The organism is Neisseria sp. P0008.S002, assembly GCF_051962805.1.
Classification (GTDB): Bacteria; Pseudomonadota; Gammaproteobacteria; order Burkholderiales; family Neisseriaceae; genus Neisseria; species Neisseria perflava.
Window position 1 is genome coordinate 169,852 of sequence record NZ_JBQCUY010000001.1, and the last position, 24,414, is coordinate 194,265.

Sequence of the window (24,414 nt, forward strand, 5' to 3'; positions counted from 1 at the left end):
AAATATAGAAAAGGCCGTCTGAATCCTATTTTCAGACGGCCTTGAGGCTTTTAGGCGGCTGCCAAATGCAAGAGTTCGGCAGCATGGCTGCGTGTGGTATCGGTAATGATTTCGCCACCCAGCATACGCGCGATTTCCTCAATGCGCTGATGATGGTTCAAAACACTGATTTCGCTGACGGTTTGCTCCCCTTCGCTATGCTTGCGGACCTGCCAATGGTTTTCACCGCAAGAGGCGACTTGAGGAAGATGGGTTACCGCTAAGACTTGATGTTTTTTACCTAAGGCACGCAAAGCTTTACCGACCATTTCAGCAACGCCGCCACCAATACCGGTATCCACTTCGTCAAAAATCAATGTCGGCACTTGCGTGTATTGGCTGGCAACCACTTGCAAAGCCAAGCTGATACGCGCCAATTCGCCACCGGAAGCGACTTTGTTCAAAGGACGGGACGGATTGCCTTTATTCGCCGCCACTTGGAATTGCACCTGCTCCAGACCATGCGCAGTCGGCGAAGACGGCAACAAGACGATGTCAAAACGTGCGCCCTTCATGGCCAAATGCTGCATATGCTCGGTGGTCTCTTCGCCCAAACGGCCGGCCGCCTGATGGCGCATGGCGGAGAGAACATGAGCGGCTTCGTGGTATTCGGCAAGATTGCGCGCAACCGTATTTTCCAAGGTTTCCAAATCAGCAGCCGCTTGCAGGTTTTGCAGGCGCTCGTCAATTTCTGCCAACTTTTGCGGCAGCTCTTCCGGCTCAATGCGGTATTTGCGCGCCATGCTCATCAATTCGCCCATACGGCTTTCTTGTGCGGCCAATTCATTCGGATCGATATCGCTGCGGCCGGCCACATCGCGCATATTGGCACTGATTTCCCCCAACTCGGCTTCAATACTTGCCAACATATTCAGGCTTTCGGCAAAGCGCGGTTCAATGTTTTGCAGATTGCCCAGCAATTTTTGGCATTGGTAGATTTGACGTTGGATGCCGTTGTCGCCGTCTATGCTTTCGCCCACCTGCTCGGAGGTTTGCAGCAACTCGGCCGAATGCGCCAGGCTGTCGTGGCTTTGGCTTAAGGTTTCCCATTCGTTGGGTTTGAGCTCCAATTGGTTTAATTCATTAAACTGCCATTCCAAACGCTCGCGCTCGATGGCCATGGTTTCTGCCTGCTCTTGTGCTTCTTGCAGAGCTTTTTTCGCATTGACCCAATTTTGATAAAGCTGCTTGACCGTTTCCGCCTGCTCTTTGCTGCCGGCAAATGCGTCCAACAACTCGCGTTGCGCAGATTCTTGATTCAACGAATGATGGGCATTTTGGCCGTGAATATCGATTAACTGCTCGCCGATGGCTTTAAGTTGCGCCAATGTTGCCGCTTGGTTATTGATATAACTGCGACTTTTGCCCTTGGCATCGATAATACGGCGGATGCTGAGCTCTTCGGCATCTTCTTCCAAAAGGCCTTGCTCCTGCAGCTGCGCTTTCAGTTCGGGCAAACCGCTGATGTCAAACAAAGCCGACAATTGCACCTCTTTGGCGCCGTTGCGCACTTGGCTGTAATCGGCTTTATCGCCCAACAACAGGCCAATCGCATCCAGAGTAATCGATTTGCCTGCGCCGGTTTCGCCCGTTAAAACGGTAAAGCCGTTTTGAAAATCAAGATTCAGGTTTTCGACAATGACAAAATCACGCAAAGAAAGTGCCAACAGCATTGCAGTATTCCTTAGTAAATCACCCGCGCTTATGCGGAATAGCTTTAGATATGCTGATTATAACTAAGATTTTTTGTAGTTTGAATCAGATTTTTCTTATGATTTATCTAAGATATTTATTTTAAACAAATTATTTTTTAAGCGGGCAATAAAAAGGCCGTCTGAATATTGCTACATGTTCAGACGGCCTAAATTTATTTTACTCTGCCAGTTCTACTTGTTCATGCCCCATCAATTCCTGCCCTACTCCTGCAAGCAGGTTCAGATAACGCTCATACTGCTTGAGCATATCGGCAATCAATTCTTTTTGCGTCATATATTGCACATCGTATCCATCGCGCCCATCCGAAAAATACGTCAACGGTATGAACGTTGCTGCATATTTGAAATGAGGCAGGCTGTCTTCACGAATCAACTGGTCGGTAATTTCCCGCTTTACGGATTTAATCCCATAGACAAAATCCCTTACCGTCCCTTTATGCACCACCAGCTCCACCGACGGCTCATCCTGTTGCAACAGGCAACGGATTTCTACGTCCATATTGTATTTTTCGGTCAATTCGTTTTTCAATTCCTGCATTGCCGGAAGCGCCGTATTTTTCATAAATTTGATGATATCGACTTCCTGCGTCTGATTCATCATTTGGCCAAGGCGTTCCCTCCAATGATCGCCCGACCAGAAAATACTGCTCGGATTGACGGCGGTTGCAAAATAGTTGGCATCGTTGTTCAGGGCTTTCCACAAAGAAACCATCATAAAAATCATCAACACCGCAAACGGCAGAGACGCAATCAGGGTCATGGTTTGCAAGATAGGCAAACCGCCGGCGCCCAGCAACACAATAGCCACAGCCGAAATCAACACGCCCCACATAACCGATTGCCACTTGGGCGAAGCCAGCCCTTTATCGCGCGAAGCAATATTGTTCAGCACATAAATGCCCGAGTCGGCAGAAGTGATAAAAAACAGCGAAATCACCAGCAATGCTACCAAGCTGCTGACAACCGGCCACGGCAAATAATTCAAAAAGGCAAACAACAATTTTTCAGGCTCGTTGGTCAAGGCAGACAAGGCGCCGTTTGCCACATGCGTGTCCAGCCACAAGGCTGAATTGCCAAATACGGTAAACCACAAAATACTCATCAGGCTAGGCACTGCCAATACACCAAAAATAAATTCGCGGATGGTTCTGCCTCGCGAAATTCGGGCAATGAACAAACCGACAAAAGGCGACCACGAACACCACCAAGCCCAATACAACACCGTCCAGCCGGTAAACCATTTTGTATGCTCAGGCTCGTAGGTATATGACTTAAAGCTGAACGAAACGAAGTTACTCAAATAAGTGCCCAAATTGTCGCTGAATGCGAAAATCAAATACGTCGTCGGCATACTCAACAAGACAAACAACAGCAATGACAGTGCCAATACCAAGTTGGTTTCACTCAAAATTTTGACGCCTTTGCCCACGCCCGAAGTTGCGGAAAATATGGCAATCGCCATCACAACAACGATAATGCCGACCTGCAAGACATAGCTGTTGTCCTGCACCCAGCCCATCTTCAGCAAACCGGAACCCATTTGTGCCGCGCCAAATCCCAAGGTTGTGATAATACCGAACAAAGTCGCAATCAAAGCCATCACATCGATGGCATCGCCCATTTTGCCGTTGATTTTGTCTTTTAAAATCGGATAAAAGCAGGAACGCAACGCCAGCGGCAATTTATAGCGGAAACCGAAATACGCCAAGGCAAGCGCAATGATTCCGTAGATTGCCCAGGCATGAATCCCCCAGTGGAATACCGTATGCAGAATCGCCTCTTGCGCATTGCCTTTGGCAATCGGGGAAGAAAAATGCGATAAAGGCTCGGCCACACCAAAAAACATCAAGCCCACGCCCATGCCGGCCGCAAACAGCATGGCCAACCATGATAAAAACGAAAACTCAGGTTCGTCCTCGTTTGTACCCAGCCTGATACTGCCGAAGCTGCTGATGGGAAGCGCCAATAAGAAAATAAGGAATACAGAGAAAGTCAGAATGTAAAACCAACTGACATTTTGAAAGATAAACTGCTTCATTGCATTTAACAAAGCCTCAGTATTTTGAGGCCAAACCAAAGCAGCTGACAAAAGCAAAAGGACGAAGAAAAGCGTAATACCGACCACGCTTGGATTGAAAGAAGATTTGTTTTGAATAAATTGTTTGAATTTCATATCGGTTCCGTAGTTGATACAGCGCATATTTGAAGAACAAACGGGCTGCCGATTGATAAAGAAAGAAACGTTTCCGTATGCCTTCTCAAACTATTACAGAATGAGAGATATTTATTCTAATAATTCTTAAATTATATCACAAAATCAATAAGTTATTAAAATAGATGAAAATTATATTTAAAATCATGATGTTATACAATAATAAAGGCCGTCTGAAACACGATTGTTTCAGACGGCCTTTACATTCAAATCAGTTAATCAGTCTGCTTCCTGATTCAACTGCTTCTTCAGCCTCCTCATCGCCTGTCGGCGGCGTTTCCATCAAATCAGGCAACACCAGCTCACCCAATTCAGTCAGCGGCGGCAATTCTTCCAAACTTTCCAAACGCAAATCGCTTAAAAAAGTTGCCGTTGTCGCCCACAAAGCCGGACGGCCGACAGAATCACGGTGGCCGATGACTTCAATCCAGCCCCTATCCTGCAAGGTTTGCATGACATTTTGCGACACTGCCACGCCGCGTATGCCTTCAATATCGCCACGCGTTACCGGTTGCTGATAGGCAATAATCGCCAGCGTCTCCATCACGGCGCGGGAATAACGCGGCGCGCGCTGCTCTTGCAGGCTGCCCAGTCGCTCAAATGCGGCTTGGGCAATTTGGAAGCGCCAGCCCTCATGGGTATGCACCAGTTGCAAAGCCCTGCCCTGCCAACGGGCCTTCAGTTGCGCCAACACGTCAATCAGCTTGTCTTGCGACAATGGCGGCACGCACAATTCGCGCATGGCTTTTTCGTTTAAGGGTTCGACTTGCGTCAACAGCGCCGCTTCAATCAGCGCATCGGGAGAAAGTTTTTCAGTCATAATAAAATCAATGTTCAGACGGCATGAACAGCAAAAGGCCGTCTGAAAGACAATATGGTCAACGGTTTGTTATGCGCTCAAATGCGCTTTCAGTTTTTCTTCGTCCAAAAACCAATGGCAGATTTCGGTATCGCCATCCAGCAAAACAGGCACCAGCTCATTGTACTTTTCTTCTAAAACCGGATCTTCATCAACATCGACAATATCCAGCTCAAATCCAAACTGCTCCTGATAAGGCTTTAATTGTTCGCGCATTTTGTGGCACAGGCTGCAATACTCCCGAAACATCAAGGTCAGTTTCATGGCGGTTACTCTCGGAGGGACAAAAGCGGCCATTGTATAGCAAAATGCCTCCAAACCATACAGGCATGACAAAGGCCGTCTGAACAGGCGCGAAACGAAATCAAGGATTTCTGTCACGCCTTCAGACGGCCTTTGTGTATATTCTAAAATTAAGACTGAACGTTGATACCGGCAGTCACAGTATTTTGGGCACTGCTTGCAGTCAAAAATGACGCTGCCAATTCGCCGCAACAACCGCAACAAGTCGCCACACCTAATTGAGCCTGCAAATCGCTCATGGTGGTTGCACCGGCGGCGATAGTCTCTTTGATGTCGTGGTCAGTAATGGCGTTGCAGATGCAGACAAACATGATGTGCTCCAATAATTTTGTTACCCTCTGTAATTGAGAGTAGGATTTATTCTTGAACGTAAATATAAATAAAAACGGTTTGCATTGCAATATTGGCACTGTCCTTTTGTTTTGAAATTTTTCTATGTAAATTTGTATTTTGATTGTTATTTTATAAATAATAAACTTTATAACTGTTCAGACGGCCTCAATAACAAAAAGCGGCATCTTCGAGATGCCGCCTTTATTTATGAACGGGAATGGTGTTCATCGACCATGTTTTTCAAACGAATATTGGCAACATGGGTATAAATCTGCGTGGTGTTGATATCGGAATGTCCCAACATCATCTGGACCGAACGCAAATCGACGCCGTGATTGACCAAATGCGTGGCAAAAGCATGGCGCAAACCGTGCGGACTGAGCGAAGCAATACCGGCCGCTTCGGCATATTCTTTGACTATCATCCATGCAAGTTGACGGCTGATGCCGCTGCGTTTCTGGCTGACAAACACTTCGTCGCAGATTTTGTTTTTCAGCAACAACGGGCGCGATTCGTTGCAATAGCGTTCCACCCAATACGCCGCTTCCTGCCCCAGCGGAACCAGACGCAATTTGTCGCCCTTGCCTATGGTACGGATACTGCCGCGATGTAAATCGATATCGCTGAGCGTCAATTTGACGGCTTCGGTCACGCGCAAACCTGTTGCATACATGACTTCAAGCAAGGCTTTGTCGCGCAGCCCGTGCAGCGTTTCCACATCCGGCTCAGCCAGCAGCGCATCGATTTGGGCTTCGGTAATCAGCGTGGGCAGTTTGCGTTCCGATTTCGGCGCCTTGAGAAAACGGGTGGGATTGTCTGCTCTTTGGCCTGTCTCTTCCAACCAGCCGTACATACGCTTGCAAGCCGACAATGCCCGTGCTTGGGACGTGTTTTTTTCTCCCTCCGCATACACAGCATCAGACAGGGCAAATTCATCGGCACTCAACCAATCCTGCCCGCCCTCGGTCAAACGCGCGGCGACTTTGACCAAATCACGGCGGTAACTTTGCAGCGTATTGTAGCTGAGCCGGTCTTGCAGCCAAAGGGATTCAAGCAGCTTGTCTATTAAATCGTCCATACTCATCAAACTGTATTGAAAGGCCGTCTGAACGGCATGACTTTACATCCGTTCAGACGGCCTTAGGTTTTCAAAGCCCTATTAAGAGGCTTGAGAGATTGTATCCAAAACTTCCTGCGCGTGTCCGGCCACTTTGACTTTGCGCCACTCATGGGCGATTTCGCCGTTTTCGTCCAGCACAAACGTGCTGCGCTCGATGCCGAGGGATTCTTTGCCGTAAAGCTTTTTCAGCTTGATCACGTCAAACAGTTTGCAGACGGTTTCTTCTTTGTCGCTCAACAATTCAAACTGGAAGCCTTGTTTGGTGCAGAAATTCTGATGCGATTTGACACCGTCGCGCGAAATGCCGACAACGGTATAGCCCAATGCTTTGAATTGTTCCAATCGGGCATTGAAATCCAAGCCTTCGGTGGTACAGCCGGGCGTGCTGTCTTTAGGATAAAAATAGACAACCAACGGCAAATGTTCGGCGGAGTTAAAATCGCTACCGGAAGAAGATGGGAGTGTGAATTGATATTTTGACATATTATTCCTTTCAGACGGCCTAAACCTAGCCTACGTTTATTTTTCGCTTAAATTCAAATAACTGCGCGTACCTTGAAAATCTTCCAATGTACGCAACAAAAGCTGGAAGTAGTCGTCATTGCCGGCTAAATCCAACTCATCGGCATTGACAGTCAGCAAAGGCGCGCTTTGATACAAATGGAAGAAATGACTGTATTCGTCATGCACCCGTCCCAAATAGCCTTCGGGAAACAAGCTGATAATGCCTTCGTGACGTTTTTGCAGACGTTTGCGGTTGTTTTCGACAGCGGTTTGCAGATAAATCACCACATCGGGCTCCGCGTATTGCGGCAGAATGCGTTGCTTCATATCGGCAAAAAGCTGCTGCTCGTCATCATTCAAAACGATGGGCGTAAAAATACGGTCTTTTTCCGGCAAAAAATCAGCCACAACCATTCCGCCTTGCGCGCATTGGTCTTCAATAATATTCACGCTTTCAGCGCGGCGCATCAGGAAGAAAAGTTCGGCAGCCAAGCCATTATTGGAAACATTGCTGTAAAACTTCATGAGAAACGGATTGTGATCTGGATTCTCCGACAACAGCAACGCGCTGAAATGCTCTGCCAAGCGGCGGCTCAAAGCGGTCTTGCCGCTACCGATGGCGCCTTCGACAACAATATAACGAGGATTCATAGTAACTCTTTTTAATGTGTCTCCCAACAATATTTTATAGCAAAAAAGGCGTGTCCAACACGCCCTTTCTTGTTTTCGTCCGTTTTTTCAGACGGCCTTTATTCTTTCAACAGGTGAATACCCTGCTCACCCAAAGCCTGAGCCAAATCAGCCGCACGTCCATGCTCGCCCAACTCGAAATCCGGAAGGATTTCGGCCAACGGCAACATAACGAAACTGCGCCCATGCGCGCGCGGATGCGGCAAGGTCAGATGCGGGTCATCGCTGCGGATACCGTCAAAATCGATAATGTCCAAATCCAAGGTGCGCGGCGCATTGCGGAAGGTACGTTCGCGCCCAAATTCGGCCTCGATGCGGTTTAACTCTGCCAACAGCGCTACGCCATCCAATGATGTTTTCACGGTACAAACGGCGTTCACAAAATCGGGCTGATCGTCATAGCCGACCGGCGCAGTCAAATACAGGGAAGATGTTTTTTCGAGCCGAACATGAGGATGCGCGGCCAATTCGGCCAAAGCGGCGCGAATCTGTTCGGCAGGATTGGCGAGATTGCTGCCCAAAGCGACAACGGCAAAATGCGGATACATTTCAGACGGCCTCTTTTAAAACGGCAGCGTTTTGGTTTTGGCAAGGAAAACAATCGTGGCAACACACGACATGGCCAAAACGTAGACGATATAGAATTTCGGCGAACGCGGACGCGAACGCATCATAATCATGCCCAACACAATATAAACCAGCAACAGCAGGATTTTCATACCGAGCCACGGCGCATTGAACGGCGAAAAATGAGTAATCTTCATCAGCCACAAGCCGGTAAACAGCAACATGGTGTCGTTCAAATGCGGCATGGCTTTCCAAATGCCTGCCAACGGTTTCTCAGGATGACGCCAGAGCAGGAAAAAACGGATGTTGAACAACAGGATGGTAATGGCAACGAAAATCTGATGGCTGTATTTTACAAACAGATATTGCATAGCAGTTTCTTATGTTGAGGGTTGAAAAACAAAGCAGCTATTTTACCGCAAACATCTATTTCTGACGCAACTTTTCAATCGCCAGCAGATAGGGAGGCGCATTGCGGCGGTTGACAAAGCCATAGCGTAACACGGCAAAGGCTTCCTGCGGCAAAGTTTCCGTCCATTGCACAATCGCTTCAGCCTCTATTCGGCCGGCTTCATGTCCAGGATACAATACCGCCACGGCAAGCCCGCCCTCTTTCAGCAAACCCAAAGTATCCGTCAGCGCACGGATACTGCTTGCTGCTTCAGTTGTACAGCTTTTATCGCCTCCCGGCAGCCAACCGAAATTAAATACTGCGGCATCTAAAGGCTCGTCGATATAAGACAAAAGGTTTTCATGGCCGTCATGTATCAGGGCTACCCGACCATCTACGCCGTTTTCTTTCAGACGGCCTTGAGTCTGCGCCAGTGCCTTGAGTTGCACATCAAATGCCCACACCCTACCCGTCTCGCCAACCGACTGCGCCAACAGCAAAGTATCATGCCCGTTTCCGGCCGTCGCATCCAAAGCGCGGCCGCCTGCTTTTAAGGCTTGCTGTAACAGGGAGTGGGCAAAGGGAAGAATGTTCTCAAGCAGCATGATAAAGGTCGTCTGAAAATAAAAATACCCTACCGCAAAAGCGGTAAGGTATTGAAAAACAGGAATGCGTTACATCATTTATTCGGCAGGTTGTTGCACAGTCTCAACTTGAACCGGAGCAGCTGCGGCAGCGGCTTGAGGTTGTTTGTTTTCGTGTTGCAGGCTGACTGCGCGTGCAGGAACGATTGTTGAGATAGCGTGTTTGTAAACCATTTGAGTGACGGAAGTATTACGCAGCAGAACAACGTACTGGTCGAATGATTCCACTTGGCCTTGCAGCTTGATGCCGTTTACCAAGTAGATCGAAACCGGAACGTGCTCTTTACGCAACGCATTCAAAAAAGGATCTTGTAACATTTGTCCTTTAGCTGTCATATTCTTGAGCTCCATTATTATGATTGTAAAGACGCCAAAATCGGCGTTTGATGGGATTGTAGCCCCGAATAGGATAAATTACCAACTATTTTTTTCTATCACACCATTTAGGAATCCAGCAATAAGGGAACTTCACGTCAAACCGACTGTTTCATTTCCATATTCACAACAATCCCAAATCCAAATTGGATGTTTTTTAAAATTCGGCAAATCCTATCGAAAATATGCCATGAAGCTCTAACGAGCTGTTTTTCATTAAAAAAAGGCCGTCTGAAATTGTTCAGACGGCCTTTATGCTTATTTGCTGAATTGTTTTTTCACGCTGACTTTGGTTTTCTTCTTGAAGCGGTTTTTCTCTTCCTTGCGGCCTTCGCGTTTCTCAATACGGTTGCTCAAGCTGACACGGCGCAGCGGTTTTTTCTTCGGTTTGTCTTCCGCATTTTCATACGGGTTTTCCGAAACATTGTATTGAATTCTGAGCGGCGTACCTTGCAGATTGAAGGCTTTGCGGAACGTTTGGGTCAAATAGCGCGTATAGCTGTCAGAAATGGCGTGTAGCGAATTACCGTGTACCACAATCACCGGCGGATTCATGCCGCCTTGGTGGGCATAACGCATTTTCGGACGCACCAAGCCAGCACGCGGCGGCTGTTGACGCTCGATCGCGCTTTGCAATACGCGCGTGATTTTCGGCGTCGGCATCTTAATCATTGCCGCGTTGTAGGCAGCCTGAATGCTTTCAAACAAACCGTCTATACCGCGCTCTTTCAATGCAGAAATAAAGTGGAACTTAGCAAAATCAAGGAAATACAGTTTGCGGTTGATATCGCGTTTCACTTGCTCACGGCGCTCTTCGCTGATGCCGTCCCATTTATTGACCGCTACGACCAAGGCACGGCCTGCTTCCAAAGCAAAACCTGCAATCGTCGCATCTTGGTCGGCGATATCTTGTTGCGCATCCAATACCAAAACTGCAACGTTTGCCGCTTCAACCGCCTGCATGGCTTTGATAACGGAGAACTTTTCCACCGCTTCATCCACTTTGCCACGACGGCGCACACCTGCAGTATCGATGATGGTAAACGGTTTGCCTTCACGTTCAAAATCAATATGGATACTGTCGCGCGTCGTGCCTGCCATATCGAAGGCAATCACGCGCTCTTCGCCGAGAATGGCGTTTACCAAGGTCGATTTACCGACATTTGGACGGCCGATTACAGCAAAAACAGGATGTTTCGCTTCTTCCTCTTCCTTTTCAGGCTCAGGGAAGGTTTCCAAAATATCTTCAATCAAATAATACACGCCATCGCCGTGCGCACCTGAGATAACATAAGGGTCGCCCAAGGCAAGTTCGTAGAACTCGGCTGCAAGTACAGCCCTATTGCCACCCTCGCCTTTATTCACGGCCAAATAAACGGGGCGTGGGCTTTGGCGCAAACGGTCGGCAATGATTTTGTCTTGCGGCGTCAAACCGGTGCGGCCGTCCACCAAAAACACAACCGCATCGGCTTCATCGACAGCCTGCAAGGTTTGTTTTGCCATTTCGTGCAAAATGCCGCTATCGACAACCGGCTCAAAACCGCCGGTATCGATGACCAAATAAGGTTTGCTGCCGACTTTGCCATGACCGTAATGGCGGTCACGCGTCAGGCCGGGCAAGTCATGCACGAGCGCGTCTTTGGTGAGCGTCAAACGGTTGAATAAAGTAGATTTGCCGACATTGGGGCGGCCGACAAGCGCGATGGTTGGTTTCATAATTGAGTCTTTCTGTGTCAAGTGCCGCCTAAAAACGGGAGCGGAACACAAGCAGGTGTTTTAAAAACACGGTTGATAAGGATAAGTGTAGGCCGTCTGAAAAGTCATTGCAACTTCAGACGGCCTTGATTTCAAACAAACTTATTTCAAGCTGTCGATTTTCATTTGCAGCAATTCGCGGCCTACTGCGGTTTGCGGCATTTTGCTCAAAGCAGCTTCGTAACTTTGTACGGCTTCTTTGGTTTTATTTTGGGCAACGTAAACATCGCCTTTGGTTTCCAGCATCAAAGGCTCGAAATCAGCCTCAACCTGAGTATTCAGGACATTGATGGCGGCATCGTATTTTTTCTGCTGCAACAGGACAACGCCCAAACGTTGCGCTGCCAAAGCTTGAACCAGCGGTGCATTTTGGTTTTTCAACACCCAATTCAAATGACCTTCCGCCACATCATAACGGCCGGCATCAAACTCGGTCGCCGCTACCATCAAAGTGGCTTGGGCTGTCGAAATGGAATCAGGATAGTTTTTTTGCAATTCGGCCAAATCGGCGTTGATGGCTTTTTGGTCGGTTTTTTGCTGCGCCTTTTCCACCATTTGCGCCAATACGGCGGCGGCTTCCTGATCTTTTGAAGCTTTTTGGCCTTGGTAAATGGTGTAACCCAAATACCCCAAAGCCGCCACAATCAGCAAGGCAAAGATCCAACGGCCGGTTTTTTTCCAAAAATATTTAAAGTTGTCTAACTCTTGTTGTTCTTCCAAATGGGCTGCCATTTATGCGTTCTTCCATTGTTGTAAAGTGTCTGTCAAATCAGCGGCGGCAACGGTTTTCTGTTCGTGTTTGCCCTGCATATCTTTCAGGGTAACCGTACCGTTTGCCAGCTCATCCTGAGCCACAATCAGGGCAAAGCTTGCGCCACTGTTGTCTGCTTTTTTCATTTGCGCTTTCAGGCTCTGATAGCCGGAATGCTGCATCACATTGAAGCCTTGTGCGCGTAAGGCTTGCGCGTATTTCATCACCTGCAAGTCCGCACCTTCGCCTTGGTGCATTGCATAGACATCAGGCGCAGCGTTCACTTCCAGAGAGCCGTATTCGCTCACCAAAAGCAGCAGGCGCTCAATACCCATTGCAAAGCCGATAGACGGCGCAGGTTTGCCGCCAAGCTCTTCAATCAAACCATCGTAACGGCCGCCACCGCACACAGTCGCTTGCGCGCCGAGTTTGTCGGTCGTCCACTCAAAAACCGTCTGATTGTAGTAATCCAAACCGCGTACCAAGCGCGGATTTTCAATATATTGAATACCCAAACCGTCCAACATCGCCTTGAAGCGTGCATAGTGGTTTTGCGAAGCCTCGCCCAAATAATCCACCAAACGTGGCGCCGCATTGCAGATTTCCTGCAAATCAGGGTTTTTCGTATCCAAAACGCGCAAAGGATTGGTTTTCAGACGGCGTTTGCTGTCTTCGTCCAATTTATCTTCATAACGGGTCAGATATTCAACCAATGCCGCACGGTGTGCCGCGCGTTCCTCACGGTTGCCCAAACTGTTGATTTCCAAAGTCAGGTATTCGCGAATACCCAATTTTTCCCACAAGTCGGCAGACATCGCGATAATTTCCGCATCAATATCCGGCCCTTCAAAACCCAAAGCCTCGATACCAACCTGATGGAACTGACGATAACGGCCTTTTTGCGGACGCTCGCGGCGGAACATCGGCCCCATATACCACAGCTTTTGCGGGCTGTTGTAGAGAAGATTGTGTTCAACCACAGCACGCAGACAAGAAGCCGTACCTTCAGGACGCAAGCTCAAACTCAAAGAATCGTTTGAATCGGAGAAGGTGTACATTTCCTTGCCGACCACATCGGTTTCCTCGCCGATGGAGCGGACAAACAAACCGGTTTGCTCGACAATCGGCGTACGGATTTGCTGATAGCCGTAAGCGCGTGTCCAACGGCCGACCGTATCTTCAAACGCCTGCCAAAACGCAGCCGTCAGTTTGAAATCTTTTTGTTCGACAGGTAAAAGGTCGTTCATACCTTTTACAGATTGAATTTTTTGTGCCATTTCAATATGGGATAAGCGAAAATCAAATAGTTGGGCATTATAGCTGATTTTTAAGGGTTTGTGAGGTTGGAAACAAATCAAAAGGCCGTCTGAAAATTGGTTTTCGCATTCAGACGGCCTGTAAAGCAGATTACAGAATCATATTCAATGATTCCAACACTTCCCCTGCTTTTCAACTTAAATTTCTTAGAGACATATTCAATATAGATTCAATGCCGTTATACTTGGATTCTTTTCATCCCGTCCATATGCACATCATAAAAACACTGCACTCTCTTTTTGTTATCGGCTTGTTAACTACTATCTTCCCCTCACAAGCGACGGCTGCAAATAACGCCACAAACAATCAAACGAAAATAGATTTAGTCAAAAAGGTTTATCTGTCTAAAGTGGATTTAGGCTCTGAACATAATCGTGTTACTACGCCTGAACTACAAAAAATCATCCGACAATTCAATAAATTCGACACAAATATCCGTAAGCAACCCGATATGGAGATGGGATGTGACATGCCGATACATTACTACTTAGGCTTTGGTCAAGATCATCCTGATAACTTCCATAAAACCTTGCAAGTCAAAGTCACTTCTCCCCATACCGTCCGGGCAACATTTAAACAATTTGACGGCCATAGGGTCGGTGCAGATTTCATGTTGAAATGTACAGAAAACCGTTGTTTGATAGATGATTTTAAGATGATTGGCGATCAAACCAGTATCAAAACCGATTACAAACTTGTTTTGCGCAAACAAAAATGTGAGTGAGCCAACAAAACAAAAGGGCTGCCCAAAAAAATGAAACCGCCCTTTGATTTTGAAATCAAGGTCGTGAAGGATGCGGATTTAAGCGGACAGGCGGCAAATTAGGTTTTCCGTATTGGGAAACAGCTTGTTTGCCTGAAGCCACTTTTCCTGACTGCATGACACCGCTATCGTTGCGTATTGGATGTGCGGCATACTCGTCTTGATTTAATTGTGAACCTTCTTCATTGACTTCATGCTCTACCACAAGTTCATACTCATTATCGTATGCCTTACTCTTGCCAAGCCGAACTTCCCCTCCCTCCATAGCGGATACGGAAAACGCGGATAACATGATGATTATGCCGATTTTTCTCTGCATAATATTCTCCTTTTCTCAAATATTGCTTCTTTATCATTTCTTTAATTTATGCCACAAAAGCAAGTTCAAACAAAACCAGTTTCTTTGGTCGGTTGAAGAATCTATTTAAGCACAAAACCGGCATCACTACATATCCGTTATTAGAAGTTTATTTTCCATATAAACAAGGCCGTCTGAAAAAATCCTAAAAAACGAGTACAATCCGCCGCATGAAAAAACGTACTAGTCCCCTACCACTTTTAGACGGTGTCAAACCCAGCTACTTAGTTTTGCCACATAAAAAGCAATTTTACGGCTTGCCTCTGCTGCATTTTTTATGCGCTCATTTTCCCTTTGTCGGCGAAGAAAACTGGCGACGGCGGCTGAACAGCGGTTTTGTGGTGGGTGCGGATGGCGTACCGTTTGATGAAAATACTTTGTTTGAGCCCGGCAAGACGATGTTTTATTACCGTGAAACCAGCCGTGAGAGCGAGCCGCGTATTCCGTTTGAAGAAAAGATTTTGCATATTGACGAGCATTTGATTGTGGTGGACAAACCGCATTTTCTGCCCGTCATCCCCAGCGGCAGGTTTTTGCGAGAAACCTTGCTCACGCGCCTACGTCTGCGGCCTGAATTGCAGTATTTGAATGTTGAAGACATTACGCCGATTCATCGCTTGGATAAAGATACGGCTGGCGTTATGCTGCTTTCGCTCAACCCTGCCACGCGTCGCGACTATCAGACCATGTTCCAAGAAAAAAACGTCCGAAAAACCTATGAAGCGGTGGCGCCGACGAGGACGGATTTGGACTATCCGCTGGATATTTCGTCCCGAATGGAACGCGGCGAAAAATTCTTTCTCACGCGGGAAACGGAAGGCGAACCCAACGCCCACACAACCATCGAGCTTATCGAAAACCGCGGCGCATTCAGCCTCTACCGCCTCACGCCGCACACCGGAAAGAAACACCAGCTGCGCGTGCATATGATGAGTTTGAACATGCCGCTGATGAACGATGCGCTTTACCCTACCCCATTGGCGGCCGGTGATGAAGACTACGACAAACCTTTAAAACTTTTGGCCAAAAGAATAGAGTTCACCGATCCTGTCAGCGGAGAAATCCGCGTATTTGAAAGCGATTTTGCGCTGTAGTTATCCAGCCTAATAAAAAAGGCCGTCTGAAAAGTTTCAGACGGCCTTTTTGTCACAAAATCATTTGATTAGTGATGAATGCAGCTGCACTCTTTATTCATATCAATCACCATACGGCCGGTAATTTTACCTTCGCGCATTTCTTGGAAGATGGCAGGTGCTTCATCCAAAGCACGCAATTCGACTTTAGGCACAACCAAACCTTCTGCGCCGAATTGGAATGCTTCTTCCAAATCTTTACGGGTACCGACCAGAGAGCCGACCACTTCGATGCCGTCCAATACCAAACGTGGGATAGACAAGTCCATAGACTCAGGTGGCAAGCCAACTGCAACGACACGGCCGCCGGCGCGGACGCAGTTAACGCCTGAATTAAAGGCAGCAGCGGATACGGCTGTTACCACGGCTGCGTGTGCACCGCCGGTTTTCTCTTGGATGACTTGAGCCGCATCTTCTTTGGCGGCATTGATCACCAAATCAGCGCCGGTTTCTTTGGCAAAAGCCAGTTTTTCATCGTTGACGTCAACGGCAACAACGTGCGCGCCAAACACTTTTTTCGCGTATTGAACCGCCAAGTTGCCCAAACCGCCTGCGCCGTAAATCGCAATCCATTGACCCGGACGAACGCCGGAAACTTTAATCGCTTTATAAGTGGTCACACCGGCACAAGTAATGCTCGAAGCTTGCGCAGGATCCAAGCCTTCAGGAACTTTGACCGCATAATCGGCACTCACGATACAGTGGGTCGCCATACCGCCGTCGGCAGTATAACCTGCGTTCAATACGGAGCGGCACAAGGTTTCGCGGCCGGTATTACAGTATTCGCAAGAACCGCAGCTTTGGAACAGCCATGCGATGCTGACACGATCGCCGACTTTCAGATTTTTCACACCGTCAGCAACTTCTTTAACCAAACCGATGCCTTCGTGTCCCAACACGCGACCCGGTTTGTCGCCGTAATCGCCTGCTGCAACGTGCAAGTCGGTGTGGCACACGCCGCAATACTCGACTTCTACCAACGCCTCGCCGTATTCCAGCGGACGCAGTTCGCGTTCAACAACTTCTACATCACCTGCTACATCTTTATTTACTACCACAGCATGCATTTTCATGAGAGAGTCTCCTAGGGTGTTGAAAAACTGTTTAGCTATAAATGAGAATACTCCCCATGTTCGAAACCGTCAACCCATAATCTTTTTCAAAACAACGAGTTATGATGTTATACCATAACAAATCCTATTCAAACCATCTGAATCTTTAAATATATTAACAAATGCACTTTCATTTCAATCAAATCCTTTATTTTTCAGACGGCCTGCTACATGAAATAACATTACAAATGTAAATTTTGAGAACATTATCATTTTTAGTACTTGAACTTAAAAAGAAAAAAGCATAAGCTGTTTTTATGGCGCAGAAATACGCCTTCCCATTCATTAAGGAGACAGTATTATGGCAAAAGATTTAAATGTGTTTGATAAAGAATATGGTCTTTTAATCAACGGCGAATGGACGAAAGGTAGCGAAGGCAAACTTTTATCCTCTTACAACCCTGCCAATGGCGATGAATTGGCCAAGTTCACAGACGCAACCGACGCCGATGTCGATGCTGCCGTGGCCGCTGCCCAAGAAGCGTTCAAAACATGGCGCAAAACCACGACTGCCGAACGCGCGGCCATTTTGAACAAAATCGCCGACGTGATTGACGAAAACGCAGAATTGTTCGCCCTGCAAGAAACCTTGGACAACGGCAAACCGATCCGCGAAACCCGCGCCGCCGACGTACCATTGGCTTCCGACCATTTCCGCTATTTCGCCAGCGTGATCCGCGGCGAAGAAGGCACTGCGACCCAACTTGACGCCGAAGACTTATCCATCGTTCTGCGCGAACCGATCGGCGTTGTCGGCCAAATCATTCCTTGGAACTTCCCATTCTTGATGGCCGCATGGAAAATCGCTCCGGCATTGGCCGCAGGTTGTACCATCGTCATCCACCCTTCTTCCAGCACTTCATTGAGCCTATTGTCCCTCGCTCAAAAAATCAACCACTTGCTGCCTAAAGGCGTGTTGAACGTGATTACCGGCCGCGGTTCCAAATCCGGCGAATACATGCTGCACCACAAAGGCTTCAACAAACTGGCCTTTACCGGTTCAACCGAAGTCGGCCGCCGCGTCGGCATCGCCGCTGCCGAATTGCTGATTCCGTCCACTTTGGAATTGGGCGGCAAATCTGCCAACATCTTCTTCGACGATATGCCTTTCGACAAAGCCCTCGAAGGCGCGCAAAAAGGTATTTTGTTCAACCAAGGCCAAGTCTGCTGCGCCGGTTCGCGCATTTTTGTACAAGAAGGCATTTACGACAAATTCGTCAATGCTTTGGCTGAAGAATTCAAAAAAATCAAAGTCGGCCTGCCTTGGGAAGACGACACCCAAATGGGTTCGCAAGTCAACGCCGGTCAACTCGAGACCATTTTGAAATACGTCAAAATCGGCGAACAGGAAGGCTGCCGCATCATTACCGGCGGTAAAAAAATCGAAGGCGCATTGGGCAAAGGCGAATTTGTCGAGCCTACTTTGATTGAAGCCAGCAGCAACGAAGCCCGTGTTGCCCAAGAAGAAATCTTCGGCCCGGTTGCCACCGTGATTAAATTCAAAACCGAAGAAGAAGTCATCAAAATGGCCAACGACAGCGAATACGGCTTGGGCGGCGCAGTGTGGAGTACCGACATCAACCGCTGCCTGCGTGTTTCCAATGCATTGGAAACCGGCCGCGTTTGGGTGAACTGTTACAACCGCCTGCCTGCCGGCGCGCCGTTTGGCGGCTACAAAACTTCAGGTATCGGCCGAGAAACCCACAAAATGATGCTCGCCGCCTACACCCAAGTGAAAAACATCTACATCAGCACCCGTGAAGAACGCGAAGGCTTCTATTAATCCGCCGTTCCACATTAATCTGATTTAGAAAATATAAAGGCCGTCTGAAACCTGTTTCAGACGGCCTTGTTTTATTCTGTTTTGCAATAAATGCTTCATATCTTTCTCAAAAAAAGCCCCATTACTTTCTCTCCGGCCACCGCCAGCAAGGCTCCGGTCACAACTACCATGGCACCCACATAGCTGACGATATTCATATCTGAAGCGGCAAAATAATCGGGGGCGAGATGATGGCCGATGGTGGAAAATATCATGGTGAATACGGGAATCAGCGTGGTGACGATACTGACTTTTGAAGCGTCCCAATGGTTGAGCGCTTCGCCGAATGAACCGTAGCCGATCAGCGTGTTCAGGCAGCAATAGATAAAGCAACCCCATAAAAACGGATTGCCGATATGGGCGATTTGCGACGGTTCGGCAAACGGCAGGAAAACAAAGCTGCTGCAAAAATAGATCATGAGCAGGATTTGTTGCGAATTGAAATGTTTGGACAGAAGTTTTTGCGCCACGCCGTAGCACACCCAAATCATGCTACCCGAAGCCGCCATCATTACGCCGACCGCATAGCTGCCCAAGCTGAAAAGTTCGCCGAATTTGTCGTTGAAAAACATGACCAAACCCGTCAGCAAAAGCATCAAGCCGATTTTTTGCCAATGCGTAAAGGCTTCTTTAAACACGCCTACGCCGACCAAAATCATGGTAAAGGGAGAAAGCTGCCACAACACCTGCGTGGTTGTCGGAGAAATATAGTGCAAGCCCATGGCAACAAGCACAAAGTTGGCGGAAATACCGATAATGCCCAGCATCAATAAAAATAAGGTTTGCTTGGAAAATTCCGACGGCCTCGGCAGCTTGCCGGTCAGCCCCAACAGCACAAACAACACCAGCGAAGCCACTAAAAAACGTATCCACACCAGCGTGGGCGCATCGACGGCTTTTAATGCCTGTTGGGCGATGACCGGCAGCGAACCCCAAGTCATGGTGGCAAGCAACGCCAATGAAAAGCCGAGCCAAGGTTTTTGTTTCTTCATTTTTCAGACGGCCTTTGTTTACGCGGCTTCCCAGTAGTCGATATAAAGCTGCAATTCGAGATTGTTCCGCCATTCGTTGGCAACGGGGCGGTACACCGTGCGGATGTATTCTGGAATGTCTTCGCTGCAACGCCAGAACATGGCTTCAAATTCGTAGCCGTCTTTTTGCAGCCAGACTTTTTTGTGTTTGCCTTCCGCACCCAACGGCTGCTGGCGGACAACATGAAATTCGTCAGTAAAACTCGGTGGCGCGAAGCCCTGCCCCCAAACGTGTTTAGCAAGGTTTTGCGCCTGTTCCAGCGTAATGTCGCGTGCAGGCAGGCTGCCGTCGGTGATGAAGGTTTGCGACAAATCGTCTTCGCACACCATCTCGCGCACGGCTTCTTCAAAGGCCGTCTGAAACGCGGGGATATTGTGTTCGAGTATGCTCAAACCCGCCGCCATCGCGTGTCCGCCGAATTTCAAAATCAAATCGGGATAGCGTTTGGACACCAAGTCCAAAGCATCGCGCAAGTGCAGATTGGGAATGGAGCGTCCCGAACCGCGCACTTCGCCGTTGTCGGCAGGCGCAAACACGATAGTAGGACGATAAAAACGGTCTTTGAGGCGGCTGGCAACGATGCCGACCACGCCCTGATGGAAGTCGTCGCGATACGCCACCAAAGTCGTCTGACCTGAAGGCAGGGTTTCAGGAAAAGCATTCAGCGCGTCTTGCAGCATAGACTGCTCGATTTCGCGGCGCTCGATATTGAGGTTGTTTAACTGCGCCGCCAGTTCCTGCGCCTCGGCATTATCTCGCGCCAACAGACAGGCAATGCCGACCGACATATCGTCCAGCCGTCCGGCCGCGTTGATGCGCGGCCCCAACGCAAAGCCCATATCAAAAGGCTGAGCCTTGCGCCAATCGCGCCGTGCCACTTCAAACAAGGCACGGATACCGGGGCGCATTTTACCCAAACGCATCCGTTTCAGACCTTGCGATACGAGGATACGGTTGTTGTGGTCTAGAGTGACGACGTCAGCGACGGTACCGAGTGCAACCAAATCCAAGAGGTCGCCCAGATTCGGCTCTTTCAGGCCGTCTGAAAAATAATTGCGGCGGCGCAGTTCGGCACGCAAAGCCATTAATACATAAAAAATCACGCCCACGCCCGCCAAGCTTTTGCTTTGGAAACCGCAGCCTTTTTGGTTTGGATTGACGATGATGCAGTCGGGCACGGTCTCGGCAGGCAGATGGTGGTCGGTTACAATCACATCCAAACCCAATTCCTGCGCGCGCGCCACGCCTGCAATGCTGGCGATACCGTTATCCACCGTCACCAATAAATCCACACCTTGCTCTGCCGCGATTTCAGCCAGCTCGGGCGTTAAGCCGTAGCCGTGTTCAAAGCGGTTGGGCACGAGAAAATCCACTTTCGCCCCCATCGCCGCCAAACCGCTCATACCGACGGAACACGCCGTCGCACCGTCGGCATCGTAGTCGGCGACAATCAGGATTTTTTCCTGACGCTCAACCGCATCCGCCAAACGGCCGGCGGCGGCTTCGCAGTTTGTCAGCGTTTGATACGGCAAAAGCGCAGCAAGCTTATCGTCCAACTCAGCCGGACTTTGCACATCACGTGCAGCACACAGCCGCGCAATCAAAGGATCGGCACCGGCAGTGAGCAAGTCGTTGAAAACAGTCGGATTAATGGAACGTGTTTGGATTTTGACGGACATGGTATGTGGGATTAAATAGAGAGAAAATTAATATATTTTTGAAGCGTTTATTTTAAGGTGGGGAAGGCCGTCTGAAACCTGCAATCCCGTTTTCAGACGGCCTTGGATATTATTTGCGTGAAGCATCGATAATTTCACTGACTACGACATAGGGGACTGCTATCACTGCGCCGACTGCATCCAAAGCCAATGTGAATGGCGTTTGCAGGATATTCTCCGTCAACTTCTGAACGTCGGTGCTTTTTTTGGTTTCCGTATAATAAATTCTGACCGGGACGGCAGTATCAAAACGGCGGTCTTCAGCAACATTTTTGGGCGTTGCGTAATAATGACCTTCGGTAGAAATACACCGCGTGTAGACTGTTTTGTCATCGAGTTCGACCGGCTTGAATGCCAACTGTTTCAACTTGGCAATCTCGGCGGCTTTTTGAGTATCGTAACGCAGGCAGAATTTTGAGCGGAAAGTTTGCGCTTCAGGGGATTTCAATTCGACCGGCAAAGCCTTATACGTATATCTTGGGTTTTGCTGAACCATTTGAAACTGTTTGTCCAATTTAACATCCAATACCGCCTTCAACTTGGCCGAATCTTTAGAATTAACAACAAACCAATATTTTTTGCCCATCATGACCAAGCTGCCTGTTTCCAATTGCGTATTGTCTTTGGCAACCACGCCAAATGCTTGAATATTGTCTTTGGCAACGGTTTTTTCGGTTGTGGTTTTATGGAACGGGTTGTTCTCTCCCCAAAGAAAGACAGTACAACCATTCAGGGTTAGTGCACTAATTAACAAGGCAGGTACAAAGCGGCGAAATTTCATGGTCATCCTCCTTCGGCATTACGATACAGGCCGTCTGAAAACCGCAATCCGTTTTCAGACGGCCTTGAGGTTTATTCCTCCCAATCCTGCCCTTCTTCTGAAGCATCGAATTGACCGGCCTCCATCACTGCTTTAATTTCTTGGAACAGCGCGCGGAAGTTTTTCGGCGGTTTGTTTTGTTCCTGCTCTTTTTTAGTGTTGCGGATCAAGGTGCGTAATTTGCCGGCGTCGGCTTGCGGAAAATCGGCCATAAATTGGGTAATCGCGCCATCGTCTGCCAACAGTCGGGTACGCGCCTGCTCGACGCGTTGCAAAAAGGCATTGTGTGCCGTATTGTCACCGCGCAGTTTGGCCAAATAAGCTTCGATGGGCGCAGGGTCGGTATCGCGCATCAGGCGGCCGATAAATTGGGCTTGGCGTTTGAGCGCGCTGTTGGACGTGATTTTTTTATAGGTGGCAATGGCTTCGAACAGCTCTTCGTCCAAGCCGATTTTTTTCAGCGTATCGCTGGAGAGCTTGGTCAATTCCATACCCAAAGCCTGCAAATCGTTCATCTGCTTTTTCATTTGGGTTTTGCTGACCCATTCGTCTTCTTGTTCAAACATTGTGTTTACCTGATTTTCTGAATCTGCCTATTTTATCAGTTTTCAGACGGCCTTTCCGTGCGATTTTTGCAGAGGCCGTCTGAAACGGTTAAAATGCCGCAAAACCCTGTCAGGAAACCTTTTTATGCTGTTTAACCACACACCGGACGAGCTGTTGCGCTTGTGCGGACACACGCTGGATTTGGCCAAACAATCCGGCGCCACCTCGGCCGAAGCCGATTTCAGCGAGTCGCTCGGCCAAAGCGTCAGCGTGCGCTTGGACGAAATCGAACAAATCGAGTTCCAACAAGACAAATCTTTAGACATTACGGTCTATGTCGGCCAACGCAAAGGCCGAGCCAGCACTGCCGACTTCTCCGAACGCGCCCTGCAAGATACGGTCAAAGCCGCCATCGATATTGCACGCTATACCGCCGAAGACGATTGCGCCGGCCTTGCTGATGCTGCCTTAATGGCAACCCATATCGGCGACCTCGACCGCTACCACGAATGGGATTTGAGTACCGAATCCGCCATCGATTTGGCCAAACAATGCGAACAGGCCGCGCTGTCAACGGACAAACGCATTGAAAATTCCGAAGGCGCATCGGTTCATACCGGCCATTACCAATACGTCTACGGCAACACCCACGGCTTTGCCGCACACCAGCAAAGCACGCACCACAGCATTTCTTGCAGCGTGGTCGCCAGCGATGAACACGGCATGCAGCGCGACTATTGGTATGATTCTTCCTGCCGTCACGAAGACATGGACGCGCCCGAACTCATCGGCCAAACTGCAGCCGAACGGACTTTACGCCGTCTGAACAGCCGCAGCGTTCCGACCGGCAGCTATCCCGTACTGTTCGACACCACTGTCGCCGTCGGCTTAATCGGCCACCTTATCGGCGCACTCAGCGGCGGCGCGCTCTACCGCCAAAGCAGCTTCCTGATTGACAGCATCGGCAAACAGGTGCTGCCCGAGTTTCTCAGCCTTCGTGAAGAACCGCATATCCTGCGCTCGTTCCGCAGCACTTATTTCGATGCCGAAGGCGTGGCCACGCAGCCTCGTTTTGTGGTGAAAGACGGCGTCGTCGAAGGCTATTTCCTCAGCAGTTACAGCGCGAAAAAGCTCGGCATGCAGACAACGGGTAACGCCGGCGGCGCGCACAATCTGTATCTGAACCACACCCACGCCACGCAGGCCGACCTGTTGAAAGAAATGGGGACGGGTTTGCTGGTTACCGAATTGATGGGACAAGGCGTCAACGGGATTACCGGCGACTACTCGCGCGGCGCGGCCGGTTTTTGGGTGGAAAACGGCGTCATTGCCTATCCGGTTCAGGAAATCACCATTGCCGGACGTTTGCAGGACATGTACCGCGACATCACCGGCGTAGCAGACGACGCATTACGCCGTTCGTCCAACCAAATCGGCTCCATCTTGGTCTCTAAAATGACGGTTGCCGGCAACTGATTGAACTAAATAGACAAAAGGCCGTCTGAAAGATATCTTTTCTTTTCAGACGGCCTCGC

Annotated in this window: 25 protein-coding genes; 4 read left to right on the plus strand and 21 right to left on the minus strand. The window is 48.8% G+C overall.

The genetic code is table 11. The annotated features are described in order from the left end of the window. Positions 1-50: 50 nt before the first annotated feature. From recN to hisS, 15 genes are all read right to left on the minus strand, one after another. A complete protein-coding gene (recN, locus tag ACTHSA_RS00845) occupies positions 51-1,712 on the minus strand; it encodes a DNA repair protein RecN (RefSeq protein ID WP_440378781.1) in 1,662 nt (553 codons plus the stop codon). A 199-nt stretch (positions 1,713-1,911) separates the two neighbouring features. Then, the gene (locus ACTHSA_RS00850; RefSeq protein ID WP_039861995.1) at positions 1,912-3,927 is read right to left on the minus strand and encodes a BCCT family transporter; all 2,016 of its coding nucleotides are present in this window, start codon (positions 3,925-3,927) and stop codon (positions 1,912-1,914) included. 250 nt (positions 3,928-4,177) lie between these two features. Next, positions 4,178-4,786, minus strand: a complete 609-nt coding sequence (gene scpB / locus ACTHSA_RS00855; protein ID WP_004519443.1) for an SMC-Scp complex subunit ScpB — start codon at positions 4,784-4,786, stop codon at positions 4,178-4,180. Between the two features lie 69 nt (positions 4,787-4,855). Further along, positions 4,856-5,089, minus strand: coding sequence for a glutaredoxin family protein (locus ACTHSA_RS00860; RefSeq protein WP_036472354.1), 234 nt, complete (start codon positions 5,087-5,089; stop codon positions 4,856-4,858). 149 nt (positions 5,090-5,238) lie between these two features. Continuing rightward, entirely contained in the window at positions 5,239-5,439 is a 201-nt protein-coding gene (locus ACTHSA_RS00865; protein ID WP_003681978.1) for a (2Fe-2S)-binding protein, read from the minus strand. 227 nt (positions 5,440-5,666) lie between these two features. Continuing rightward, positions 5,667-6,545, minus strand: a complete 879-nt coding sequence (xerD, locus tag ACTHSA_RS00870; protein WP_004519441.1) for a site-specific tyrosine recombinase XerD — start codon at positions 6,543-6,545, stop codon at positions 5,667-5,669. Positions 6,546-6,620: 75 nt separating this feature from the next. Further along, positions 6,621-7,064, minus strand: a complete 444-nt coding sequence (locus tag ACTHSA_RS00875; protein WP_004519440.1) for a peroxiredoxin — start codon at positions 7,062-7,064, stop codon at positions 6,621-6,623. Between the two features lie 36 nt (positions 7,065-7,100). Next, positions 7,101-7,736, minus strand: coding sequence for a deoxynucleoside kinase (locus ACTHSA_RS00880; RefSeq protein WP_004519439.1), 636 nt, complete (start codon positions 7,734-7,736; stop codon positions 7,101-7,103). Between the two features lie 98 nt (positions 7,737-7,834). After that, entirely contained in the window at positions 7,835-8,323 is a 489-nt protein-coding gene (folK, locus tag ACTHSA_RS00885; protein WP_004519438.1) for a 2-amino-4-hydroxy-6-hydroxymethyldihydropteridine diphosphokinase, read from the minus strand. A gap of 15 nt (positions 8,324-8,338) precedes the next feature. Then, the gene (locus ACTHSA_RS00890) at positions 8,339-8,713 is read right to left on the minus strand and encodes a SirB2 family protein (protein ID WP_003681989.1); all 375 of its coding nucleotides are present in this window, start codon (positions 8,711-8,713) and stop codon (positions 8,339-8,341) included. 55 nt (positions 8,714-8,768) lie between these two features. Beyond that, positions 8,769-9,338: a tRNA (mnm(5)s(2)U34)-methyltransferase gene (locus ACTHSA_RS00895; RefSeq protein WP_004519437.1), complete on the minus strand. Its 570-nt coding sequence runs from the start codon at positions 9,336-9,338 to the stop codon at positions 8,769-8,771. A gap of 78 nt (positions 9,339-9,416) precedes the next feature. After that, the gene (gene hfq, locus ACTHSA_RS00900) at positions 9,417-9,713 is read right to left on the minus strand and encodes an RNA chaperone Hfq (RefSeq protein ID WP_036493792.1); all 297 of its coding nucleotides are present in this window, start codon (positions 9,711-9,713) and stop codon (positions 9,417-9,419) included. 297 nt (positions 9,714-10,010) lie between these two features. Continuing rightward, complete coding sequence (gene der / locus ACTHSA_RS00905) at positions 10,011-11,468, minus strand: ribosome biogenesis GTPase Der (RefSeq protein ID WP_049335490.1); 1,458 nt, start codon at positions 11,466-11,468, stop codon at positions 10,011-10,013. A 141-nt stretch (positions 11,469-11,609) separates the two neighbouring features. Next, a complete protein-coding gene (locus ACTHSA_RS00910; RefSeq protein ID WP_049335489.1) occupies positions 11,610-12,239 on the minus strand; it encodes a YfgM family protein in 630 nt (209 codons plus the stop codon). Beyond that, positions 12,240-13,535, minus strand: coding sequence for a histidine--tRNA ligase (gene hisS, locus ACTHSA_RS00915; protein WP_049335487.1), 1,296 nt, complete (start codon positions 13,533-13,535; stop codon positions 12,240-12,242). Between the two features lie 248 nt (positions 13,536-13,783). Here hisS and ACTHSA_RS00920 point away from each other — a divergent pair, with 248 nt between their 5' ends. Further along, complete coding sequence (locus tag ACTHSA_RS00920; protein ID WP_440367347.1) at positions 13,784-14,299, plus strand: hypothetical protein; 516 nt, start codon at positions 13,784-13,786, stop codon at positions 14,297-14,299. 55 nt (positions 14,300-14,354) lie between these two features. On the opposite strand, the gene ACTHSA_RS00925 is transcribed toward ACTHSA_RS00920, so the two are convergent. Continuing rightward, positions 14,355-14,657, minus strand: a complete 303-nt coding sequence (locus ACTHSA_RS00925; protein ID WP_440367345.1) for a hypothetical protein — start codon at positions 14,655-14,657, stop codon at positions 14,355-14,357. A gap of 209 nt (positions 14,658-14,866) precedes the next feature. Between ACTHSA_RS00925 and ACTHSA_RS00930 the strand changes: the two genes are divergently transcribed. Next, positions 14,867-15,790, plus strand: coding sequence for an RluA family pseudouridine synthase (locus tag ACTHSA_RS00930; protein WP_049335484.1), 924 nt, complete (start codon positions 14,867-14,869; stop codon positions 15,788-15,790). Between the two features lie 68 nt (positions 15,791-15,858). Here ACTHSA_RS00930 and adhP read toward each other — a convergent pair whose 3' ends face one another. Beyond that, entirely contained in the window at positions 15,859-16,902 is a 1,044-nt protein-coding gene (adhP, locus tag ACTHSA_RS00935) for an alcohol dehydrogenase AdhP (protein ID WP_079453675.1), read from the minus strand. A gap of 340 nt (positions 16,903-17,242) precedes the next feature. Here adhP and ACTHSA_RS00940 point away from each other — a divergent pair, with 340 nt between their 5' ends. Next, positions 17,243-18,724, plus strand: a complete 1,482-nt coding sequence (locus tag ACTHSA_RS00940) for an aldehyde dehydrogenase family protein (RefSeq protein ID WP_049335482.1) — start codon at positions 17,243-17,245, stop codon at positions 18,722-18,724. Between the two features lie 95 nt (positions 18,725-18,819). On the opposite strand, the gene ACTHSA_RS00945 is transcribed toward ACTHSA_RS00940, so the two are convergent. The 4 genes from ACTHSA_RS00945 to yjgA form a co-directional block, all read right to left on the minus strand. After that, positions 18,820-19,755 carry a DMT family transporter gene (locus tag ACTHSA_RS00945; protein ID WP_070504412.1) on the minus strand — a complete coding sequence of 312 codons (936 nt, stop codon included), beginning with the start codon at positions 19,753-19,755 and terminating at the stop codon, positions 18,820-18,822. Positions 19,756-19,773: 18 nt separating this feature from the next. Next, entirely contained in the window at positions 19,774-21,474 is a 1,701-nt protein-coding gene (gene recJ / locus ACTHSA_RS00950) for a single-stranded-DNA-specific exonuclease RecJ (protein ID WP_440367341.1), read from the minus strand. Positions 21,475-21,583: 109 nt separating this feature from the next. Beyond that, the gene (locus ACTHSA_RS00955; RefSeq protein ID WP_293202547.1) at positions 21,584-22,294 is read right to left on the minus strand and encodes a hypothetical protein; all 711 of its coding nucleotides are present in this window, start codon (positions 22,292-22,294) and stop codon (positions 21,584-21,586) included. Positions 22,295-22,365: 71 nt separating this feature from the next. Then, positions 22,366-22,899: a ribosome biogenesis factor YjgA gene (gene yjgA, locus ACTHSA_RS00960; protein WP_371492514.1), complete on the minus strand. Its 534-nt coding sequence runs from the start codon at positions 22,897-22,899 to the stop codon at positions 22,366-22,368. A gap of 124 nt (positions 22,900-23,023) precedes the next feature. Here yjgA and pmbA point away from each other — a divergent pair, with 124 nt between their 5' ends. Beyond that, entirely contained in the window at positions 23,024-24,355 is a 1,332-nt protein-coding gene (gene pmbA, locus ACTHSA_RS00965; RefSeq protein WP_440367339.1) for a metalloprotease PmbA, read from the plus strand. Positions 24,356-24,414: the final 59 nt, after the last annotated feature.

Coding starts and splice junctions, on each gene's coding strand:
- pmbA (WP_440367339.1), top strand. CDS start 23,024: ATGCTGTTTAACCACACACCGGACGAGCTGTTGCGCTTGTGCGGACAC.
- ACTHSA_RS00925 (WP_440367345.1), bottom strand. CDS start 14,657: ATGCAGAGAAAAATCGGCATAATCATCATGTTATCCGCGTTTTCCGTA.
- ACTHSA_RS00945 (WP_070504412.1), bottom strand. CDS start 19,755: ATGAAGAAACAAAAACCTTGGCTCGGCTTTTCATTGGCGTTGCTTGCC.
- ACTHSA_RS00890 (WP_003681989.1), bottom strand. CDS start 8,713: ATGCAATATCTGTTTGTAAAATACAGCCATCAGATTTTCGTTGCCATT.
- ACTHSA_RS00910 (WP_049335489.1), bottom strand. CDS start 12,239: ATGGCAGCCCATTTGGAAGAACAACAAGAGTTAGACAACTTTAAATAT.
- ACTHSA_RS00880 (WP_004519439.1), bottom strand. CDS start 7,736: ATGAATCCTCGTTATATTGTTGTCGAAGGCGCCATCGGTAGCGGCAAG.
- ACTHSA_RS00920 (WP_440367347.1), top strand. CDS start 13,784: ATGCACATCATAAAAACACTGCACTCTCTTTTTGTTATCGGCTTGTTA.
- hisS (WP_049335487.1), bottom strand. CDS start 13,535: ATGGCACAAAAAATTCAATCTGTAAAAGGTATGAACGACCTTTTACCT.
- folK (WP_004519438.1), bottom strand. CDS start 8,323: ATGTATCCGCATTTTGCCGTTGTCGCTTTGGGCAGCAATCTCGCCAAT.
- der (WP_049335490.1), bottom strand. CDS start 11,468: ATGAAACCAACCATCGCGCTTGTCGGCCGCCCCAATGTCGGCAAATCT.
- scpB (WP_004519443.1), bottom strand. CDS start 4,786: ATGACTGAAAAACTTTCTCCCGATGCGCTGATTGAAGCGGCGCTGTTG.
- recJ (WP_440367341.1), bottom strand. CDS start 21,474: ATGTCCGTCAAAATCCAAACACGTTCCATTAATCCGACTGTTTTCAAC.
- ACTHSA_RS00850 (WP_039861995.1), bottom strand. CDS start 3,927: ATGAAATTCAAACAATTTATTCAAAACAAATCTTCTTTCAATCCAAGC.
- ACTHSA_RS00930 (WP_049335484.1), top strand. CDS start 14,867: ATGAAAAAACGTACTAGTCCCCTACCACTTTTAGACGGTGTCAAACCC.
- ACTHSA_RS00860 (WP_036472354.1), bottom strand. CDS start 5,089: ATGAAACTGACCTTGATGTTTCGGGAGTATTGCAGCCTGTGCCACAAA.
- ACTHSA_RS00955 (WP_293202547.1), bottom strand. CDS start 22,294: ATGAAATTTCGCCGCTTTGTACCTGCCTTGTTAATTAGTGCACTAACC.
- recN (WP_440378781.1), bottom strand. CDS start 1,712: ATGCTGTTGGCACTTTCTTTGCGTGATTTTGTCATTGTCGAAAACCTG.
- yjgA (WP_371492514.1), bottom strand. CDS start 22,899: ATGTTTGAACAAGAAGACGAATGGGTCAGCAAAACCCAAATGAAAAAG.
- xerD (WP_004519441.1), bottom strand. CDS start 6,545: ATGAGTATGGACGATTTAATAGACAAGCTGCTTGAATCCCTTTGGCTG.
- ACTHSA_RS00895 (WP_004519437.1), bottom strand. CDS start 9,338: ATGCTGCTTGAGAACATTCTTCCCTTTGCCCACTCCCTGTTACAGCAA.
- adhP (WP_079453675.1), bottom strand. CDS start 16,902: ATGAAAATGCATGCTGTGGTAGTAAATAAAGATGTAGCAGGTGATGTA.
- ACTHSA_RS00875 (WP_004519440.1), bottom strand. CDS start 7,064: ATGTCAAAATATCAATTCACACTCCCATCTTCTTCCGGTAGCGATTTT.
- ACTHSA_RS00940 (WP_049335482.1), top strand. CDS start 17,243: ATGGCAAAAGATTTAAATGTGTTTGATAAAGAATATGGTCTTTTAATC.
- ACTHSA_RS00865 (WP_003681978.1), bottom strand. CDS start 5,439: ATGTTTGTCTGCATCTGCAACGCCATTACTGACCACGACATCAAAGAG.
- hfq (WP_036493792.1), bottom strand. CDS start 9,713: ATGACAGCTAAAGGACAAATGTTACAAGATCCTTTTTTGAATGCGTTG.